Origin of the sequence: Antiquaquibacter metalliresistens, assembly GCF_029211225.1 — a bacterium.
In the GTDB taxonomy this organism is placed as follows: domain Bacteria; phylum Actinomycetota; class Actinomycetes; order Actinomycetales; family Microbacteriaceae; genus Rhodoglobus; species Rhodoglobus metalliresistens.
The window spans coordinates 1-19,826 of record NZ_JARGEM010000006.1; the positions used below are offsets into that span (position 1 = coordinate 1).

The 19,826-nt window shown below is 67.3% G+C and carries 17 protein-coding genes; 14 read left to right on the forward strand and 3 right to left on the reverse strand.

The window, feature by feature from the left end; genetic code table 11:
• A partial coding sequence (locus tag PYV02_RS11510) for an integrase core domain-containing protein (RefSeq protein ID WP_275759180.1) occupies nucleotides 1-341 on the forward strand: 341 nt, incomplete at its 5' end.
• A 76-nt stretch (nucleotides 342-417) separates the two neighbouring features.
• A complete protein-coding gene (locus tag PYV02_RS11515; RefSeq protein ID WP_275759181.1) occupies nucleotides 418-939 on the forward strand; it encodes a M23 family metallopeptidase in 522 nt (173 codons plus the stop codon).
• A gap of 118 nt (nucleotides 940-1,057) precedes the next feature.
• Here PYV02_RS11515 and PYV02_RS11520 read toward each other — a convergent pair whose 3' ends face one another.
• From PYV02_RS11520 to PYV02_RS11530, 3 genes are all read right to left on the reverse strand, one after another.
• The gene (locus PYV02_RS11520) at nucleotides 1,058-1,306 is read right to left on the reverse strand and encodes an SHOCT domain-containing protein (RefSeq protein WP_275759182.1); all 249 of its coding nucleotides are present in this window, start codon (nucleotides 1,304-1,306) and stop codon (nucleotides 1,058-1,060) included.
• A gap of 248 nt (nucleotides 1,307-1,554) precedes the next feature.
• Nucleotides 1,555-2,061, reverse strand: a complete 507-nt coding sequence (locus PYV02_RS11525) for an SRPBCC family protein (protein ID WP_275759183.1) — start codon at nucleotides 2,059-2,061, stop codon at nucleotides 1,555-1,557.
• Between the two features lie 33 nt (nucleotides 2,062-2,094).
• Nucleotides 2,095-2,616 (reverse strand): AAA family ATPase, encoded by a 522-nt coding sequence (locus PYV02_RS11530; RefSeq protein ID WP_275759184.1) that lies wholly within the window; start codon nucleotides 2,614-2,616, stop codon nucleotides 2,095-2,097.
• A gap of 100 nt (nucleotides 2,617-2,716) precedes the next feature.
• Between PYV02_RS11530 and PYV02_RS11535 the strand changes: the two genes are divergently transcribed.
• The 12 genes from PYV02_RS11535 to PYV02_RS11590 all read left to right on the forward strand — a co-directional run bounded on the left by PYV02_RS11535 (nucleotide 2,717) and on the right by PYV02_RS11590 (nucleotide 19,817).
• Entirely contained in the window at nucleotides 2,717-3,004 is a 288-nt protein-coding gene (locus PYV02_RS11535; protein WP_275759435.1) for a metal-sensitive transcriptional regulator, read from the forward strand.
• A 35-nt stretch (nucleotides 3,005-3,039) separates the two neighbouring features.
• Nucleotides 3,040-3,393, forward strand: coding sequence for a heavy-metal-associated domain-containing protein (locus tag PYV02_RS11540; RefSeq protein ID WP_275759185.1), 354 nt, complete (start codon nucleotides 3,040-3,042; stop codon nucleotides 3,391-3,393).
• Nucleotides 3,390-5,669 carry a heavy metal translocating P-type ATPase gene (locus PYV02_RS11545; RefSeq protein WP_275759186.1) on the forward strand — a complete coding sequence of 760 codons (2,280 nt, stop codon included), beginning with the start codon at nucleotides 3,390-3,392 and terminating at the stop codon, nucleotides 5,667-5,669. The genes PYV02_RS11540 and PYV02_RS11545 overlap by 4 nt, the downstream gene beginning before the upstream one ends.
• 190 nt (nucleotides 5,670-5,859) lie before the next feature.
• Complete coding sequence (locus tag PYV02_RS11550) at nucleotides 5,860-6,297, forward strand: DUF6153 family protein (RefSeq protein ID WP_275759187.1); 438 nt, start codon at nucleotides 5,860-5,862, stop codon at nucleotides 6,295-6,297.
• 97 nt (nucleotides 6,298-6,394) lie between these two features.
• Nucleotides 6,395-7,003 (forward strand): DUF305 domain-containing protein, encoded by a 609-nt coding sequence (locus PYV02_RS11555; protein WP_275759188.1) that lies wholly within the window; start codon nucleotides 6,395-6,397, stop codon nucleotides 7,001-7,003.
• 202 nt (nucleotides 7,004-7,205) lie between these two features.
• Nucleotides 7,206-8,090 (forward strand): WD40/YVTN/BNR-like repeat-containing protein, encoded by an 885-nt coding sequence (locus PYV02_RS11560; protein ID WP_275759189.1) that lies wholly within the window; start codon nucleotides 7,206-7,208, stop codon nucleotides 8,088-8,090.
• 76 nt (nucleotides 8,091-8,166) lie between these two features.
• Nucleotides 8,167-9,663: a multicopper oxidase family protein gene (locus PYV02_RS11565; protein WP_275759190.1), complete on the forward strand. Its 1,497-nt coding sequence runs from the start codon at nucleotides 8,167-8,169 to the stop codon at nucleotides 9,661-9,663.
• A 26-nt stretch (nucleotides 9,664-9,689) separates the two neighbouring features.
• Complete coding sequence (locus PYV02_RS11570; protein WP_275759191.1) at nucleotides 9,690-12,302, forward strand: heavy metal translocating P-type ATPase; 2,613 nt, start codon at nucleotides 9,690-9,692, stop codon at nucleotides 12,300-12,302.
• A 58-nt stretch (nucleotides 12,303-12,360) separates the two neighbouring features.
• The gene (locus PYV02_RS11575; RefSeq protein ID WP_275759192.1) at nucleotides 12,361-14,778 is read left to right on the forward strand and encodes a phosphoketolase family protein; all 2,418 of its coding nucleotides are present in this window, start codon (nucleotides 12,361-12,363) and stop codon (nucleotides 14,776-14,778) included.
• Nucleotides 14,775-17,978 (forward strand): beta-phosphoglucomutase family hydrolase, encoded by a 3,204-nt coding sequence (locus tag PYV02_RS11580; protein ID WP_275759193.1) that lies wholly within the window; start codon nucleotides 14,775-14,777, stop codon nucleotides 17,976-17,978. Before PYV02_RS11575 ends, PYV02_RS11580 begins: the two co-directional genes overlap by 4 nt.
• On the forward strand, nucleotides 17,975-19,024 hold the full coding sequence (locus tag PYV02_RS11585) for a type II glyceraldehyde-3-phosphate dehydrogenase (protein WP_275759194.1): 1,050 nt from the start codon (nucleotides 17,975-17,977) through the stop codon (nucleotides 19,022-19,024). The genes PYV02_RS11580 and PYV02_RS11585 overlap by 4 nt, the downstream gene beginning before the upstream one ends.
• Before the next feature lie 37 nt (nucleotides 19,025-19,061).
• A complete protein-coding gene (locus PYV02_RS11590) occupies nucleotides 19,062-19,817 on the forward strand; it encodes an SDR family NAD(P)-dependent oxidoreductase (RefSeq protein WP_275759436.1) in 756 nt (251 codons plus the stop codon).
• Nucleotides 19,818-19,826 lie beyond the last annotated feature (9 nt).

Consider the following 19,826-nt stretch of genomic DNA (forward strand, 5'->3'; position numbering starts at 1 on the left):
GCTGGCGCCGCCGACCCGAGCCTGGAACCGTGGTCCACGCGGATCGTGGAGCGCAATACACCAGCTGGCTCTTCGGCCACCGGCTCCGGCAGGCCGGCCTCCTGGGATCGATGGGCAGAGTCGCGTCGAGCGTCGACAACGCGCTCATCGAGAGCTTCTGGTCGACGATGCAACGCGAGCTTCTCGACCGCACCACCTGGGACTCCAGGGCGCAACTCGCGTCGGCCATATTCGAGTGGATCGAGGGCTTCTACAACCCCCGCCGCCGACACACCAGCCTCGACAACCTCAGCCCCGCCGACTACGAAGCCCTTCACAACACTGCCGAAATCGCGGCATGATCAACACACAACAACCGTCCGGGAAACCGGGTCAGGCTCCCTTGCGCTCCAGCAACAGTTGGACAATCAAGCAAGGATGACCCAACAGTTGCTCGTGCTCCGCGAGCGTCGCGCCGCTACGGAGGCGGACTATCTCGCTGGGGTGAGAGAGCGGATCGCGGCAGCCCCCAGTCTCGACGCGGGTGAGATCAGTGATAGCGGTTGGGTCCGCCCGTCGGGAGGGTACATCACGTCGCCGTTTGGGTGGCGAACGGACCCTTGGTACAGCTTCCATACCGGGACCGATCTCGGGGCGAGCTGTGGTGCGAACATCTATGCCGCGACCGGCGGGACTGTGATCTACGCGGGGTGGAGCGGAGGTTACGGCAACTACGTTCTGATCGACCACGGCAACGGGCTTCGTACCGCGTACGCCCACATCGCACCCGGTGGGATTCTTGTCTCCAATGGTCAACGCGTGGAGATCGCACAAAACATCGCGAAGGTGGGCACGACCGGCAATTCGACCGGTTGCCACCTCCACTACGAGGTCCTGGTCAACGGGATCGCCACCGATCCGGCAACCTTCATGGCGGACCGAGGGATCCGGATCGGCTAGGGCACTCTCTGGGCAAAGGTCTCCAAGCGATAACCGTTCAGCGGGTCACCGGCGTGCGCTGCCGAGGAACCACAGCCCGCCCAGCGTGAGCGCCGTGCTTCGACTGAGCGGCTCCACCTCAACTGTCGCCGAGCACTTGGAGCTGTTCGCGGTACTGGTCCGCCGTCACTTCCCCTTTGGCGAATCGTTCGTCGAGGATCAGCCGTGCCGGGGTCTTTGTTTGCACTGATCCCCGGCGCGCTGAGATTCCGCCACGACCGCCGCCGAACAGGCGCACGGCGAGCAGCACGAGAAGCACGATCACGACCAGCGTCAGAGGTCCGATCAGCCACATCCAGCCCATGTCCCAGCCGTATCCCCACATCATGTGGAACTCCTCACCTCGAGTGGTCGTCTCTGAATGGCATCACGGTAACCCGGGATGGAACTCGGTCGCAGGGCCATTGGTCCCGCCGATCCACGCACCCCGAGAACGCTCCAGGTCGCGGCCCATGAAGAACGGGGCCACGTCAGACCCGCGAGACGAGGATGAGCACGACGTTGAGCGGCTTCCTGGGCCGATGCGCTTCTCTTCTGCAACGAGCCGTTAGGCCATGCGACTCCGCTGGTTGTGCGTCAAGTGAAGTGAGAACGTGCGGAACCCAGCATCTGTTGCACACACCAATCGGCGTACATGGAACCGCCGAGCCGACCGAGCCAGCGGCGACGGCTCGGGAGGTCGTAGTCGATCCACACGGTCAATGTGCTGCCCGCCGGTACCTGGGGCGCGATGCGGAAACCCAGGCGATACGCGCCGATCACCACGAGTCGGTCCTCGACGGTCTCCCAGGTCTTCTTCTCGAAGGGAACCCGCTCGGTGACGATCTCATCGACGAAGAGGTCGAATCCCAGCACCTTGCCCCGCATCACGATGTGCGAACCGATCGTGCGGCCGTGCTGGTCATCGAGGATGAGCTGCATCGTGCCGCCGGCCATCATCGGTGAGCGGCTCGACTCCATGTGGGATGACAGGTTGCGGTGGTCGTCGAGAAAGTCGAAGACCTCCTGCGGACTTGCAGGCAGGTCCGCCGAGGCTTCCGCGTGCCGCGGATACGTCCGGTCACCGCTCTGTTGTGTACTCATCGGACAAGGATGACGTAGTTTCGACGGGCTCGACTAGAGCCGATCCAGAATGTAGGCAACTCGGTCAGCGGGGTTGAGGGGTGGCACTTTCACCACCGGGATCGGGAGGTTCTGGTACACCTCGGTGAGCAGGGCATGAATGCGCAGCTGGGCTGCAGCGTCCTCGGTGCGAGCGTAATCCGGGGCGAGGGGAAGCAGGTCGAGGATGAAGGTCGTCCGGTAGGCGACGTGCTGGAGCGCGTCGAGCAGCTGCGGGTCGGGCTCGAGGTCGAGGAACCGGTAGTAGGCCAGCGAGTCGGGAATGGCGCGGTCGAGGAAGACGGTCTCCTCAGGGTCCAGGCTCGCCTCCTGCTCAAGTTGCATCGTGAGCACACCGCGTTGGAACTCCCGCTGTCGGGCGCGCACTTCCTCGACGGCCTTGCCCTCGATGCGCTTGAGGTCCAGGTAGTGGCGGGCGTGCTCGATCGTCGTAGCGAAGCCGCGCTCGCGGAGCAGGTTCACAGTGGTGGTCTTGCCCGAGCTGGGGCCTCCGGTGAGGACATACCAGTTGGTCACAGTCTGTCTCCTTCCTGTTTGCGGCTGGCGGCTGCGAGATCGCTGAGCGATACCCTATACCCCTAGAGGGTAGTATAGGATGGTGAGCGGAGGTGCAGATATGCATGGTCATGGCTACGTGGACGACAAGGGCGCCCTGCTGAAGCGGCTTCGGCGAGCTGAGGGTCAGGTTCGCGGCATTGCCCGGATGATCGAGGAGGATGCGTACTGCATCGACGTGATCACCCAGGTTTCCGCCGTCAAGAGCGCTCTCGAGTCGGTCGCTCTTGCCCTATTGGAGGACCACCTCACGCACTGCGTCGCTGAAGCCACCGCAACGGGTGGACCCGTCGCTGAAGCCAAGCTGCGCGAGGCGAGCGACGCGATCGCCCGGCTCGTGCGCTCTTGAACCGCACCTAACTTCCCATCACGAAAGGATCATCCATGTCTGTTTCCGAAATCCGCGACCTGGGTCTTACCGACAAGAACTCCGGTTGCGCCTGTTGCACCCCGAGCGGTCATAGCGCCGCGGCCCCCAAGGATGTCGCGAGTGCACTCGAGCCTGCTGCAGCGGGCGTTGTGGTGACCGACTATCTCGTTGATGGGATGACTTGCTCGCACTGCGTGCGCAGCGTCACGGAAGAACTGTCCGCGATCACCGGCGTCACCAACGTGGATGTGGCCCTGAACGCGGGCGGAATCTCCCGCGTCCGGGTCGCCAGCGCTGCACCGCTCGACGACGGTCAGGTGCGAGGGGCGGTCGAGGAGGCCGGGTACACGCTCGCACCGGTGTCATGAGCGCGATCGATGTCGATCTCGACATCACCGGGATGACCTGCGCGTCCTGCGCAACCAGGATCGAGCGGAAGTTGAACAAGCTACCCGGCGTCGAGGCCACCGTGAACTTCGCCACCGAGAAGGCCCATGTGCGCTCCGCTGACGTGCCCATCGATGAGCTCATTGGTGCGGTGGAAGCGGCCGGCTACGCCGCCGTTGTTCCCGCGCCGCCGAACGCGGGTGGCGTGGATGGGCCAACGGCGAAGGACGAGGAACTCCTCGGGCTGCGTCGCCGCTTGATCATCTCCGCGGGCCTCGCCGCACCGGTCGCGGTGCTGTCGATGATCCCCGCCCTGCAGTTCACCAACTGGCAGTGGCTAGCCCTGACCCTGGCCGCACCGGTTGTGGTGTGGGGGGCGTGGCCGTTCCACCGTGCCGCGGCGGTGAATGCTCGGCATGGGGCCGCCACGATGGATACCCTCATCAGCGTCGGTGTGCTCGCCGCGTTCGGCTGGTCGCTGTACGCACTGTTCTTCGGCTCGGCCGGGATGCCCGGGATGCAGATGAGCGTCCAGCTGATCGGTACGCCACAGGCCGGCGGGCACGAGCTGTACCTCGAGACTGCCGCGATCGTCACGGTGTTCATCCTTGCCGGTCGCTACATGGAGACCCGCGCGAAACGACAGTCCGGCGAGGCGCTCCGCGCGCTGTTGGAGCTCGGCGCGAAAGACGCCACGGTGCTCCGGAACGGGGTCGAGGCCCGCGTCGCTGTCGACCAGTTGGTTCCCGGCGACACCGTCTTGGTGCGCCCCGGTGAGAAGATCCCTTCTGACGGGCTGGTTCTGGAGGGTGCCTCCGCGGTCGATGAGAGCATGCTCACCGGCGAGTCAGTTCCGGTCGAGGTCGCCCCGGGCGCACACGTGACCGGGGCAACCGTCAACGTCGGCGGCGTGCTCGTCGTGCAGATCACCCGCACGGGCGCGGACACCGAGCTGGCACGCATGGGACGCCTCGTGGAGGAGGCCCAGACCGGCAAGGCCCAGGTGCAGCGCCTCGCCGACCGGGTCTCGGCCGTCTTCGTGCCCGTCGTCATCGGCCTGGCCCTGGTCGCGTTCACCGCCTGGATGATCGCCGGCGCCGGCCCGGAGCTTGCGTTCACCGCGGCGGTGACGACCCTGATCATCGCGTGCCCGTGTGCGCTGGGACTCGCAACCCCGACGGCGCTGCTGGTCGGCACCGGTCGCGGGGCGCAGCTGGGCATCTTGATCCGCGGCCCGCAGGTGCTGGAGCAGACCCGCCGCATCGACACTGTCGTTCTCGACAAGACCGGGACCATCACCGCCGGGATGATGACCGTCACTGGCATCCACCCCGTTCCCGGCGTCCACACCGACGAACTGCTGCGGTACGCCGCCATCGTGGAGCACGGCTCCGAGCACCCCATCGGACGCGCCATCGCCCAAGCCGCACCCGTCGCCGAGCCGGCGGAGGAGTTCACCGCGCATCCCGGCGATGGGGTGCAGGCCGTCGCCGAGGGGCACCTCATCGTGGCAGGCCGCGCCGACTGGCTCCGCGGGCAGTGGGCCCTCGTCGTGCCAGACGCGCTCGCCGCGACGATCGCCGCCGAGGAGGCTCGTGGAGCGAGCGTCGTCGCGGTCGCCTGGGACGGCCAGCTCCGCGGGGCCATCAGCGTCGCCGACACGGTCAAACCCACCAGCGGCGAAGCCGTGGCACGCCTCAAGCGCCTCGGACTCACCCCGGTGCTGCTGACCGGCGACAACCCCGGCGCCGCGCAAGCGATCGCTGCGATGGTCGGCATCAGCGATGTGCGCGCGGGCGTCAATCCCGCGGGCAAGCTCGAGGTCATCCGAGCGTTCCAGGCGGATGGACACGTGGTAGCGATGGTCGGCGACGGGGTCAACGACGCAGCCGCGCTGGCCGCCGCGGACCTGGGGATCGCGATGGGCACCGGCACCGACGCGGCCATCACCGCCGCCGACCTCACGATTGTCAGCGGGGACTTGCTGCTGGTTCCGGACGCGATCCGACTCGCCCGCCGCACCCTCGGCACAATCAAGGGCAACCTGTTCTGGGCCTTCGGCTACAACGTCGCCGCGATCCCCGTCGCGATGCTCGCCCTGCTCAACCCGATCTTCGCCGGAGCGGCGATGGCGCTGTCCTCCGTGTTCGTCGTCACCAACAGCCTCCGGCTGCGCCGCTTCCACCTGCTCCCGGCACCCGTCAGCAGTCATCCCACCACCATGCACTCGAACGCCTCTGCGGCAGCGCGAGCCTGAGATACCAACCCGTTCGCAGGTCGAGAGGAGCAGCGGTGGGACCTTCGGCCCCATACGGCAGACCGGGCAGGCGGAAGTATCGAGGCACGGTGGTCCCGCCCAGGTTTGACGTGCGATCCTGGGGCTGGATGCCTTACCCCTGTTTCTCGGGGGGCAGGGAGTTAGCCTTGGGTGTGAGGGAGGTGGGCGCATGAAGACGATCCGCTCACTGGCGAGCACACACTCGAGCATGCATCGCATCGTGTTCACTCTCGGATTCGCCCTCGCGCTCATCGCAGGTCTGCTCGCGATGCACACGCTCGGCGTCGGCGACACCCACGTCGACTCCGGCCTTACCGCGTCTGCCTCCGACCATGGTCAGGTTGGGGCCGCCACGGATCGCACAGCGGTCGATCCTGGTCACTGCGCGGGTGAGTGCGGGGCTTCGAGAGACATGCCCGAACACTCGATGTTGCTGATGGTCTGTGCGCTGGCGTTGCTCGCCGCCGTCATCGTCATCTTGGCTCCAGCCTTGCTTGCCCGCTTCAGCACGTCTCTGGGCATGACGATGCTCGTTCGTCACGCCGTCCGCGCGGTGCCGCGACTACGACCACCCTCACTGCTCGTCCTGTCCATCAGCCGGACCTGATTCGCCCCCCTTCCCGGGCTCGCCGGGAGGATGCTTCGCCCTACCCGGGCGGCCGAATCACGACCCGTTTTCCGACTGATATCAAAGGACTTACACAATGAGATTTCGCACAATCGCGCTGGCCTCCGGCGCACTCATCACCACCGTTTTGGTGCTGACCGGCTGCGCCCAGAGCAGCACTACGGGCGCAATGCCCGGCATGGATCACGGATCCACGCCCATGACGCCTTCCGAGAGCACGAGCGATGTCAACTTCGCCGATCAGACGTTCGTGACCATGATGATCCCCCACCACGAGCAGGCCGTCGAGATGGCCGACCTCGTTCTTGGCAAGGATGGCATTGACGAGCGGGTGAGTGATCTCGCCCAACAGATCAAGGACGCTCAGGGCCCGGAGATCGAGACCATGAAATCCTGGCTCTCGGCCTTGGACACCCCCTACGACAGTTCCGAGACCGGCGGCATGAATCACGGCGGCGGGATGATGTCCGACGACGACATGGCGGCGCTGGAGTCCGCCACCGGCGTCGAGGCGAGCCGGCTGTTCCTGGAGCAGATGATCCTGCACCACCAGGGGGCCATCGACATGGCGCAGACCGAGCTGATCACCGGCCAGAATGCGGATGCCCTTGCTCTGGCCCAGACGATCATCGACGCGCAGGCCGCCGAGATCGCCACCATGCAGAACATCCTCGGCACCCTCTAAGGTCGGCCTCCGTGCGTGCTGCGGCTGACCCTGCGGGGCGGCCGCAGCACGCACCTCGAACCTCGACGGGCACCGCCTTGTCGAACTCAGATTGGACCGTATTCATGAGCACACGCTCTATTGCACTCTTCTTGTTCGGCGCTGTGATCCTTGCCGTCGCCCTCGGCGTCGCCGTGATCGCGATCTTCACCATCGGAGCAGTATGAACCGCACACACGCGCTCGCGCTGGCCTCCGGCCTGGCCGCCGTCGTAAGCGCCACCGTCCTGTTGTCCGGCTGCTCAACCGGGCCCACCTCGCCACCGGCGAGTCCTGTGGTGAGCTTCGCACACGTCCACGAACTCGTCCTCGGTCAGCAGGAGGGCGATCTTCTGGTCGGCACCCATGAGGGCCTCTACCGGCTGCTGATCGACTCCGACGGCGCCAGCACCGCAACTGGTCCACTTGGTGGCCTCGACTTCGACCCAATGGGGTTCACCATGGCCGAGAACACCGCCTACGCCTCTGGACATCCGGGCCCTACCACCCCGGCAAGCTTCGGCAGCCCGAATCTCGGGCTCATCACCAGCACTGACCTCGGCGAGACTTGGAGCAACGTCTCGCTGACCGGTGTGACCGACTTCCACGCCCTGGCCGTGATGACCAGCGACGCCGAGTTCCCACAGGTTTTCGGCATCGACCCGGGTAATCCGCGACTGCAACGCAGCACGGACGGCGGGCGAACCTGGGGCGACGGAGCCGAGCTGGTCGCGCGTGACATCCTCGTGGTCGGCACCACGCTCTACGCGACGACTCCGGAGGGGCTGGCCGTCAGCGAGGACGATGGGATGACCTTCATTCTCGATCCCGCCGCACCGGCCCTTTACCTTGTCGCCGTAGATCGCCGGGGTGGCCTCGCTGGCGTCGATACGACCGGCACGCTGTGGACCCGCGGCCCCGGCGAGGACTGGGATCACGGCCACACCGTGACCGGGACACCGCAGGCCGTGGCCGTCGACGGGGCACGTATCTATGTCGCCGACGACCGGGGCATCGCCTTCACCGAGGATTCGGGCGCAACGTGGATCGTGCTCGAGGTGCGCGGATGAGTCGCGAGGCGGGGACCTTCGCCTCTCGAACACCAAGGACCACCAGGACAGCATCGACTGACGAGAGAGGACTGGCATGAACTCCGAGATCCGCAACGCGAACCTGACCAGGCGCGGCTTCCTTGCCGTCGGCACCGGAACGCTCGCCGCGATCGCGCTTGCTTCGTGCGCTGCGCCACCGCGATTCGTCACCCCGACCGGGGCGCCGGTGCGGCAGGCTGAGCTGGCCCGCGGTGGCACGGGGCGGGTCACGAGCGTCGAGCTGGTCGCCTCCCCGACGCAGGTGGACCTCGCCGGTACCGTGGCGAACACCTGGAGCTTCGGGTCGGTACCGGCGCCGACGATCCGGCTGACGGCAGGGGACACCCTGCGCGCGAACGTGCGTAATCGGCTCCCGGCTGACACGTCCGTGCACTGGCACGGCCTCGCGCTGCGTAATGACATGGACGGGGTTCCCGGGGCGACCCAGGGCCCGATCGGGGCCGGGGAGGACTTCAGCTACGAGTTCGTCGCCGCCCAACCGGGCACGTATTGGTTCCACCCGCATGTCGGCGCGCAACTGGACCGCGGCCTGTATGGCGCCCTCATTGTCGACGACCCGAACGAACCCCTGGGCTACGACGACGAGTGGGTGGTCATCCTCGATGACTGGCTCGACGGGGTGACCGGCACCCCAGACGAGGTGCTCGAGGAGCTGCGCGGCGGGATGGGCGGAATGATGGGCAACGGCGGTGGCCACATGATGATGGGTGCCCGCTCGGCGTTGCTCGGCGGGGACGCGGGTGACGTGTTCTACCCGCACTACCTCATCAATGGCCGCCCGCCGGCGGACCCGGAGACGTTCACCAGTGCCCCCGGACGGCGGGTTCGGATCAGGATCATCAACGCGGGCAGCGATACGGCGTTCCGGGTGGCGCTGGGCGGTCACCGGCTCACCGTCACCCACAGCGACGGATTCCCGGTGAACCCGGTGGATACCGACGCGATCCTGATCGGCATGGGCGAACGCTACGACGCTCTGGTCACGCTCGGTGACGGTGCGTTCCCGCTCATCGCCGCGGCGGAGGGCAAAGGCGAGACGGCGCTGGCTATCGTGCGCACCGGATCCGGTGATACCCCGCGGGCGTCGGAGACCATCCCCGAACTGACCGGGTCGGTCCTCACGGCGGGCGCGCTCGCCGCCGACCCGAGCGTCGCGTTCCCGGATCGCGCGGTCGACCGTGAGCTGACGGCGAGGCTGTCCGGCTCGATGATGGCCTACGACTGGGCGATCAACGGTCGCCGGTTCGACCCGGCCGACCCCTTGGCGGGCGCACTCGCGGTGGCGCAGGGCGAACGGGTGCGGCTGCGCATCGAGAACACCACCCAGATGTGGCATCCGTTCCACCTGCACGGGCACACCTACCAGCACTCCGGCGCGGGACCGCGCAAGGACACCTCGATCATCCTGCCTGGTCAGTCCTTGACGGTCGACTTCGACGCCGACAACCCGGGACTCTGGGCTGCACACTGCCACAACATCTACCACGCCGAGGCCGGGATGATGACCATCCTCGGCTACCAGGCCACCTGACAACCCAGTAGGAAGAAGCAGAGAACATGCAAGAACGAACCGTCGTCCTGGAAGTATCCGGTGTCCAGTGGGCGTCCTCGAAGTCCGTCGTGGAATCGACCCTCCTCCGCCAACCGGGCGTCATCTCCGTGGAGGCCAACCCGGTCTCCCAGACGGCGAACGTCTCCTACGACCCCGAAACCACCTCGCAGGCCCACTTGCGCCAGTGGATCATCGAATGCGGATACCACTGTGCCGGCCAGTCCGTCCCGAACCATATCTGCGATCCCGCCCACGACTCCCACCAAGCATCCCTGGGCCACCACCACATGCCCGCGACCCAGGAACACACGGTGCCTGACGACAGTCCGCTTCCTCCGGAGCCGACGCAGGAGCACGCAGAACACGAACACGCAGGGCATGAGCATTCGGGGCACGAGTCGATGACCGGACACGAAGCGCACAGCGCCGCGCCGGTCGCGGCCGACCCGACGGCGCCCGACCACACTGCGGCTGACCCCGCCGCGGCAGGCACTGTGGACCACTCGGGTCATGCCGGCCACGGCACACCGGCGCGGAGCAGTCAGGATGTGATGGGGCACGGCGGCGGCCACGCCGGCATGTCGATGGCGTCGATGATCCGCGACATGCGCAACCGGTTCCTGGTCGCGGCGATCCTGTCCGTGCCGATCATCCTGTGGTCCCCGATCGGCCGGGAAGTGTTCGGGTTCACCGTCCCGGCCCCGTTCGGGCTGCGGGATGACGTGTTTTCGCTGGTCCTGTCGCTGCCGGTGATCTTCTACTCGGCCTGGATCTTCTTCGACGGCGCCTTCCGGGCGCTGCGGGCACGGACCCTGGACATGATGGTGCTGGTCGCCGTCGGCGTGGGTTCCGGCTGGCTCTACAGCGTCATCGTGACCCTCACCGGCGGCGGTGAGGTGTTCTACGAGGCCGCCACGGTGCTGGCCGCGTTCGTGCTGCTCGGCCACTGGGTCGAGATGCGTGCCCGCGGCGGCGCGAACGACGCCATCCGCACCCTGCTGGAGCTCGCCCCGGCGCGGGCGGTCGTGCTCCGCGACGGGGAAGAGGTCGAGGTGCCCACCGCCGAGGTGGTGCCCGGAGACCTGATGCTGGTACGCCCCGGCGCGAAGGTCCCCACCGACGGGGAGGTCGAGGAGGGTGACTCCGAGATCGACGAGTCGATGGTCACCGGTGAGTCCCTGCCGGTGGAGAAGACGCCGGGCTCCGCGGTGATCGGGGCGACGGTGAACACCACCGGCACCCTGCGGGTGCGGGCCACGAAGGTCGGGGCTGACACGGCGCTGGCGCAGATCGTGGCCCTGGTGCAGGAGGCGCAGAACTCCAAAGCGCCCGGACAGCGCCTGGCGGACCGGGCCGCGTTCTGGCTGGTGCTGGTCGCCCTGATCGGCGGAAGCGCGACCTTCCTGGTCTGGTGGCTGACCGGCGCCCCCGTGCCGACTGCGATCCTGTTCGCCATCACCGTCGTGGTCATCACCTGCCCCGATGCCCTGGGCCTGGCCACCCCGACCGCGATCATGGTCGGCACTGGCCTCGGCGCCAAACGGGGTGTGCTGTTCAAGAATGCCAGCGCCCTGGAATCCGCCGCGCACATCGACACTGTCGTCCTCGACAAGACCGGCACCCTGACCAAGGGCGAACCCGAGGTCACCGACTACCTGCCGATCGGGATGGACGACATCGAGCTGTTGTCCCTGGCCGCCGCCGCGGAACGCGAGTCCGAGCATCCCCTGGCCAAGGCGGTCGTCGCCTACGCCGACGCGCGCAAGATCCCCCGGCGCACGGCCACCGCGTTCCGCAACGTCACCGGGCTCGGGGCGGTGGCGACCGTGGACGGACGCCGGGTGGTGATGGGCAACGCCCGGCTGATGGCCGAGGAGGGAATCGACATCAGCACCATCTCGGCGGCGCAGAACGATCTGGCCGCCACCGGCCGCACGGCGATCGCGTTCGCCGTCGACGGGAAGGCAGCCGGGGTGATCGCCCTTGCCGACGCGCCGCGGGAGACCGCCGCGGCCTCGATCGCCGCCTTGCACGAGTCCGGCATCGAGGTCGTGATGCTCACCGGCGACAACGAGCCCACCGCCCGACGGATCGCCTCGCTGCTGGGCATCGACACCGTCATCGCCGAGGTCCTCCCGCAGGACAAGTCCGCCAAGATCACCGAGCTGCAGCAGGCCGGGAAGAAGGTCGCGATGGTCGGCGACGGCGTCAACGACGCCCCCGCCCTGGCTCAGGCCGACCTCGGCATCGCGATCGGCGCCGGGACGGATGTCGCGATCGAGACCGCCGATGTGGTGCTGATGCGCTCGGACCCGCTGGATGTTCCGGTCGCGCTGCGCATCGGCAAGGGCACCGTTCGCAAGATGCGGCAGAACCTGGGCTGGGCCATCGGCTACAACGTCATCGCCCTGCCCATCGCCGCCGGCGTGTTCTTCCCGGCGTTCGGCATCATGCTCAGCCCGGAGATCGCCGCGATCAGCATGTCCGGCTCGAGCGTGATCGTCGCCGTCAACGCCCTGCTGCTGAAGCGACTCCACCTTCCCGCCCCGGCCGCGCCCACCCCCGCCGAACCAACGACGGCGAGCAGTCCCGCGCCCGTCCCCACCGGCACCCGGTAGACGCCGCCCGCAACCGCTCGATCCCACACAGGTACCACGCAGAGAAAGCGATGAACTGATGAACACACGCTCTACTCCCACAGACGTCGATCCGGTCCTGGACCCGGCGCAGCTGGAGCGCATCAACGCCTGGTGGCGGGCGGCGAACTATCTCTCGGTCGGGCAGATCTACCTGCTGGACAACCCGCTGCTGCGGGAGCCGCTGCTGCCGGAGCACATCAAGCCCCGGCTGCTCGGGCACTGGGGCACCACGCCGGGGCTGAACTTCATCTACGCCCACCTGAACCGGGCCATCATGGAGCGCGACCTGGACACCATCTACGTGATGGGTCCGGGTCACGGCGGCCCCGGCCCGGTCGCGGCGGCCTGGCTAGAGGGCACCTACACCGAGACGTACCCGGACATCACCCGGGATGCCGACGGGATGCGTCGCCTGTTCCGGCAGTTCTCCTTCCCCGGCGGCATCCCCAGCCATGTCGCGCCGGAGACGCCCGGGTCGATCCACGAGGGCGGCGAGCTGGGCTACGCCCTCTCTCACGCCTACGGCGCGGCGTTCGACAACCCCGACCTGATCGTCGCCGCGGTGGTCGGCGACGGGGAGGCCGAGACCGGGCCGCTGGCAGCGAGCTGGCAGTCCAACAAGTTCGTCGACCCGGCGCGGGATGGCACGGTGCTGCCGATCCTGCACTTGAACGGGTACAAGATCGCCAATCCCACGGTGCTGGCGCGGATCACCCCGGAGGAACTCGACCACCTGCTGCGCGGCTACGGGCACACCCCGTTCTACGTCGAGGGCGACGACCCGGCGCGGATGCACCAGGACTTCGCCCGTGCCCTGGACGCCTGCCTCGATGAGATCCACGAGATCAAGCGCCGGGCGCGCGCCGGCGACACCGGGCGGCCGCGCTGGCCGATGATCGTGCTGCGCTCCCCGAAGGGATGGACCGGGCCCAAGGAGGTGGACGGCAAGCAGGTGGAGGGCACCTGGCGTGCCCATCAGGTGCCGTTCGCCCAGGCGCGGGAGAACGACGGGCACCGCGCCATCCTCGAGCAGTGGCTGCGCAGCTACCGGCCCGAGGAGCTCTTCGACGAAGACGGCGCCCCCGTTCCCGTGCTGGCCACGCTGCACCCGTCCGGCACCCGCCGGATGAGCGCCAACCCGCACAGCAACGGCGGCGGGCTGCTGAAGGATCTGCGGATGCCGGACTTCCGCGACTACGCCGTGCCGGTGGAGACGCCAGGCACGGCCACCGGGGAATCCACCCGCGTCCTCGGCACCCTGCTGCGGGACGTGATGGCCGGCAACATGGAGACCTTCCGGGTGTTCTCACCCGACGAGAACAACTCCAACCGGCTGGACGCCGTGCTCGAGGCCACCAACCGCGCCTGGAATGCCGCCACTATTCCAGGTGACGACCACCTCGCCCCAGACGGGCGGGTGATGGAGATTCTCTCCGAGCACACCATCCAGGGCTGGCTCGAGGGGTACCTGCTCACCGGACGGCACGGGTTCTTCTCCTGCTACGAGGCATTCATCCACATCGTCGACTCCATGTTCAACCAGCACGCCAAGTGGCTGGACACCACCAACAGCATCCCCTGGCGCCGCCCGATCGCCTCCCTGAACTACCTGCTCACCTCGCACGTCTGGCGGCAGGACCACAACGGCTTCTCCCACCAAGACCCGGGGTTCATCGACCACGTCGTGAACAAGAAAGCGGACGTGATCCGGGTGTACCTGCCGCCGGACGCCAACACCCTGCTCTCGGTGGCCGACCACTGCTTGCGCAGCCGTCAGTACGTCAACGTCATCGTCGCCGGCAAGCAGCCCCAACTGCAGTTCCTGGACATCGAGCAGGCCATCGAGCACTGCGCCAAGGGCATCGGCATCTGGGACTGGGCCAGCAGCGACGACGGGCAGGAACCCGATGTCGTCATGGCCTGCGCCGGCGACGTGCCGACCCTGGAGACCCTCGCTGCGGTGACGATTCTCAAGACGCACTTCCCCGACCTGCGCATCCGGGTGGTCAACGTCGTGGACCTGATGCGACTGCAGGACGAGCGGGCACACCCGCACGGGCTCTCCGACCGAGACTTCGACGCCCTGTTCACCACGGACACGCCGGTGGTCTTCGCCTACCACGGCTACCCGACGCTGATCCACCGGCTGACCTACCGGAGGGCAAACCACGGCAACCTGCACGTCCACGGCTATCAGGAGGAGGGCACCACCACCACGCCGTTCGATATGTGCGTGCTCAACGAGCTCGACCGGTTCCACCTGGCCATCGACGTCATCGACCGGGTGCCACGGCTGCGCGACGTCTCCGCGCACGTCCGGGAGGAACTGCGCAACGCCCTCATCCGGCACAGCGCCTACATCCGCGAGCACGGCCAGGACCTCCCCGAAATCCGCGACTGGACGTGGGGCGGGGAGGACAAAGTTCCTCCGGCTCAGGGCGGTGCGCCCAGATGAACGGGGCGCCCGGCATCCAGGGTGCTCACGACCTGGATGCGGTCTATGACGCGGTCCTCTTCGACATGGACGGTGTAGTCACCAACACCGCCGCGATTCACGCCGCCGCGTGGAAGCAATTGTTCGACCAGGTGCTCCAGGACCCGCGTGTTCACGTGGACGATCCCGAGAGGACCTTTGACGCGGTCACGGACTACCGCCGATATGTCGACGGCCGCAGCCGTGAAGATGGCGTGTCCGCCTATCTGGACGCCCGGGGGATCACACTTGAGCCTGGCAAGCCTGACGACCCCCCGGAGGCGTGGACGGTCGCCGGGCTCGCCGCCCGCAAGAACGACCTATTCCTGGCAGAGCTCGGCGCGCGCGGACTGCGCTCCTACCCCGGGACGACGGCGCTGCTCACCCGGCTACGCAACGCCGGCGTTCCGGTCGGCCTGGTCACGGCAAGCCGCAACGCGCGGCAGATGCTCGCGGCGGCCCAGCTCACGGAGCTGTTCGACACCGTCGTGGACGGTCAGATCGCCTTGGAGCAGAGACTACCCGGCAAACCGGACCCGGCGATGTTCTTGGAGGCAGTCAAACGCCTGGGTGTCACACCGGCGCGCGCCGCCGTCGTCGAGGACGCCGTCTCGGGGATCGAGGCCGCCCGTCAGGGTGGATTCGGGCTCGTCGTCGGGATCGCCCGTCAGGGCCACCGCGAGGAGTTCGAGGCGGCCGGGGCGGACATCGTCCTGAACGATGTGGGCGAACTCGATCTGGGCGCGAAGGTCGCCGATCCGTGGGTACTCGTCTATCACGGGTTCGACCCGGCCCACGAGGGGCACCGCGAAGCGTTGACGGCCCTGGGCAACGGGTACCTGGTCACCCGGGGTGCCCGCCCGGAACACACCGATGACGGAACCCACTACCCCGGGACATACCTCGCAGGGGTCTATAACCGCCTCGTCAGCAGCATCCACGGCCGGAGCCTGGAGGAGGAGCACCTGGTCAACGTGCCCAACTGGCTCCCGCTGGACATTCGGGTCGGCAACGGTCCGTGGTGGTCGAGCGGGCGAGTCACGACGCACGAGGAACGGCGCGAGGTGAACCTGCGGTCGGGAATATCGACCCGTTGGGTGACGCTCGTGGGTCCGCGCGGGAAGCGTCTGAGCGTCGTGCAGCGATCTTTCGTCTCGATGGAAGATCCGCACCTGGCGGTGCTGGAGACCACGGTCGTCGCGCTCGGGTGGGGCGGCTCGGTCACCCTCCGGGCGGGCGTCGACGCCGGTGTCCGCAACACCAATGTCGCCGCCTACCTTGGGTCCGACACCAGTCATCTGTCTCCGCCGACGTTCACGCAGGTCGGCGACATCCTCCTCTGCGAGGTGCAGACCAAGCAGAGCCAGATACGGATCGCCACGGCCATCCACCTGCACCTCACCGGGGCGGACGCAGCATGGCAGGAGGCGGGCACGAGACACGGACGTCGATACAGCAGGGAGGTCGAGCTCACACTGGTGGGTGGGGAGCCGGCGACGCTCACCAAGACGGCCTCGATCTTCACCTCCCGCGACTCGGCGATCGCCTCACCGGGGACGGCCGCTGTCAAGCGACTCCACGACCACGCCGGGGACACCGTCGGCGCACTCGATCGTCACCAGGCCGCCTGGGAACGACTCTGGCAGCGCTTCGCCATCACCATCGACGCTGACCCGCGCAGCCAACTCGTGCTGAACCTTCACATCTTCCATGTGCTGCAGAGCCTCTCACCCCACACTGCCGACCTGGACGCGGGCGTGCCGGCCCGCGGCCTGCACGGAGAAGGCTACCGAGGACACGTCTTCTGGGACGAGCTGTTCGTGCTTCCCGTGCTCGGTCTGAGGCTGCCCCCGGTCGCCCGCGCCCTGCTGGACTACCGATGGCATCGTCTGGCAGCCGCCCGCACAGCCGCACGAGAGATCGGCCTGCCGGGTGCGCTCTTCCCCTGGCAAAGCGGCAACGATGGCCGAGAGGAGACACCGGACCAGATCTACAACCCTCGCTCCGCACGATGGATGCCCGACAACTCGCGCCGCCAGCGGCATGTGGGGCTGGCGGTCGCCTACAACGCCTGGCAGCACTACCAGGTCAGCGCCGACCGCGACTGGCTCGCCGAGCGAGGTGCGGAACTCATCATCGAGGTCGCCCGGTACTTCGCCGCCTCCGCCGTGCACGACCCCGCGACCGACCGCTTCCACATCGCCGGCGTGATGGGCCCCGACGAGTACCACGACGGCTACCCCGACGCCCCGGGAGAAGGGGTCCGCGACAACTCCTACACCAACGTGATGGTCGCCTGGGTGTGCCACCGCGCCGGTGACGCACTTCAGGAACTGGTCGGCCACGCCCGCGACGATGTCATCGACCGTCTGCGAATCGACGACGACGAGATCGCGCGCTGGGAACACGTGAGCCGGCGCCTCGCCGTCCCGGTCCATGCCGACGGGGTCCTCAGCCAGTTCGACGGGTACGAGAGCCTCCTCGAACTGGATTGGGCGGGCTACTGGGACCGGTACGGGAATATCGGTCGCCTCGACCTCATCCTCGAGTCCGAGAACGACACCACCAACCGGTACAAGCTGGCCAAGCAACCCGACGTCGTCATGCTCGTCTATCTGCTCGGCCAGGACGGACTGAGACAACAGCTGGGCCGCCTCGGCTACCCGTTCTCGCAGGACGACCTCGTCCGCACCGTCGCCTACTACCTCGAGCGCACCGCGAACGGGTCCACGCTCAGCCGAGTCGTGAACGCCTCAGTTCTCGCCGGCCTCGACGAGTCCCGGTCGTGGTCCCTGTTCCGTGAGGCGCTCATCGCCGACCTGGACGATACCCAAGGGGGAACGACCCGCGAAGGCATCCACCTCGGAGCGATGGCCGGCACCGTCGACCTCATCGCTCGATCCTTCGCCGGCCTGCAATTCGACTCGAAGCAGATCAGCTTCGCACCACGACTCCCAACACGACTGGCGGACCTCCGCTTCCAGTTCGCCTACCGCGGGCACCGGATCGACGTCGACCTGAACCACGAAACCCTCCACGTCCACCTTCTTCCCAGCCTTGCGCCACCGATCCGGTTCAGAACAGGGGAGACCCGGGTGTCGCTGGCCGGGGACGAATCCCATGACTTCCCGCTGACCCGCATTCCCAATTCGCACGACACGATGAGAAAGGCACCTTCATGAACAAGATCCAAGTCGGCGTCAACGGCTACGGGGTAATTGGCAAGCGCGTCGCCGACGCAATACTGCTGCAGCCGGACATGGAGCTCGTCGGCGTCGCGGATATCGCGACTGACTGGCGCATCAAGTCCGTAACCAACCGGCTGCCCCTGTTCGCCTCGACGGAGGACGCGAAGGTGGCGATGATCGCCGCCGGGCTGCGACCGCTGGGGACACTCGACGAGTTGCTGGAGCTCTCCGACATCATCATCGACACCACGCCCAAGCATGTGGCGGCAGGCAATCTGGATCGGTACCGCACGGCGGGGGTCAAGGCGGTGTTCCAGGGCGGCGAGTCCCACAAGACGACCGGACACTCCTTCGTCGCTCAGGCAAATTACGAGAGCGCCCTCGGCCGGGACACCACCCGGGTGGTGTCCTGCAACACGACCAGCATCGTCCGGGTGCTGGGAGCACTCGACAACGCGGGACTCCTCCTGCGCGCCCGCGGCGTGCTCATCCGCCGCGCCACAGACCCGTGGGAGTCGCACTTGGGCGGCATCATGAACACGATGGTCCCCGAGCCCACAATCCCCTCGCATCAAGGCCCCGACGCGCAGACCGTGCTACCCGGCCTCGACCTGGTCACCATCGCAGCCAAGGGTGCCCACACCCAGACGCACAGCCACTTCTGGACGCTCCAGCTGACCCGAAAGGCAACGAGGGAGGAAGTGTTGAGCGCCCTTCGCGCCGCGCCACGCATAGCCTTCATCCGGACGTCTGATGGTCTGGTTGCGCTCAACTCGACGATTGAGCTGATGCGTGACCTCGGTCGCCCCCGAGGCGATATGTGGGAAGTGGCCGTGTGGGAGGACCTCGTGACTGTGCAGGGCGATGAGGCATTTCTCACCTATCAGGTCTACAACGAAGCGATCGTCGTCCCCGAAACCATCGACGCGATCCGAGCACTGACCCGGACCGCCCCCGACGCCGCCTCCTCGATGCACATCACCGATACCACGCTGGGGATGCTCCAGGACTTCCTGCCACCCACCGCGCCAAACAGCTGAACTCAAGTAGCACTACACGAAGGAGAAAACGATGGCTATGGAGTCAATATCAGGGCGCTTCGCCGGGAAGACCGCCGTGGTCACTGGTGCCGGATCCGGCATCGGCAAGGCCACAGCGGTGCGCCTCGCGCAAGAGGGCGCCCGGGTGGTGGCCACTGACATCAGTGAGCCGCGGCTGCAGCAACTGAGCGCCGAGCTGGCGGCTTTCGGCCTTGTGACGGTGGTTGGCGACGTCAGCTCGCAGGCCACCGTTGACGCCGTTCTTGAGGCGGCGCAGGGACGCGTGGATGCCCTCGCCAATGTCGCCGGGATCATGGATGGTTTCCTCCCGCCTGCCGAGATCGAGGACGACATCTGGCAACGGGTCATGGACGTGAACGTCACCGCGATCATGCGACTGACCCGCGCCGTACTTCCTTCGATGATTCAGGCCGGCAGCGGCTCGATCGTCAGCGTCACCTCGGAAGCGGGCCTGCGCGGATCCGCCGCCGGCACCGCCTACACGACCTCCAAGCACGCCGTCATCGGCTTCACCAAGAGCACCGCGTTTTTCTACACACCCAACGGTGTCCGGTGCAACGCGGTCGCGCCCGGGGGCGTCGTGACCAACATCGAGGCACCCTTCAAGTCTCAGTTCGCCGGCGAACGACTCGGACCCTTTATGCAGGTCAACGTCCCTCCGCTTGCCACCTCCGAGGAGCTCGCTGCGGCAATCACCTGGCTGCTCAGCGACGACTCGACCAACATCTCCGGCGCCGTGCTTCCGAGCGACGGCGGCTGGACCGCCATCTGACGGCCATGC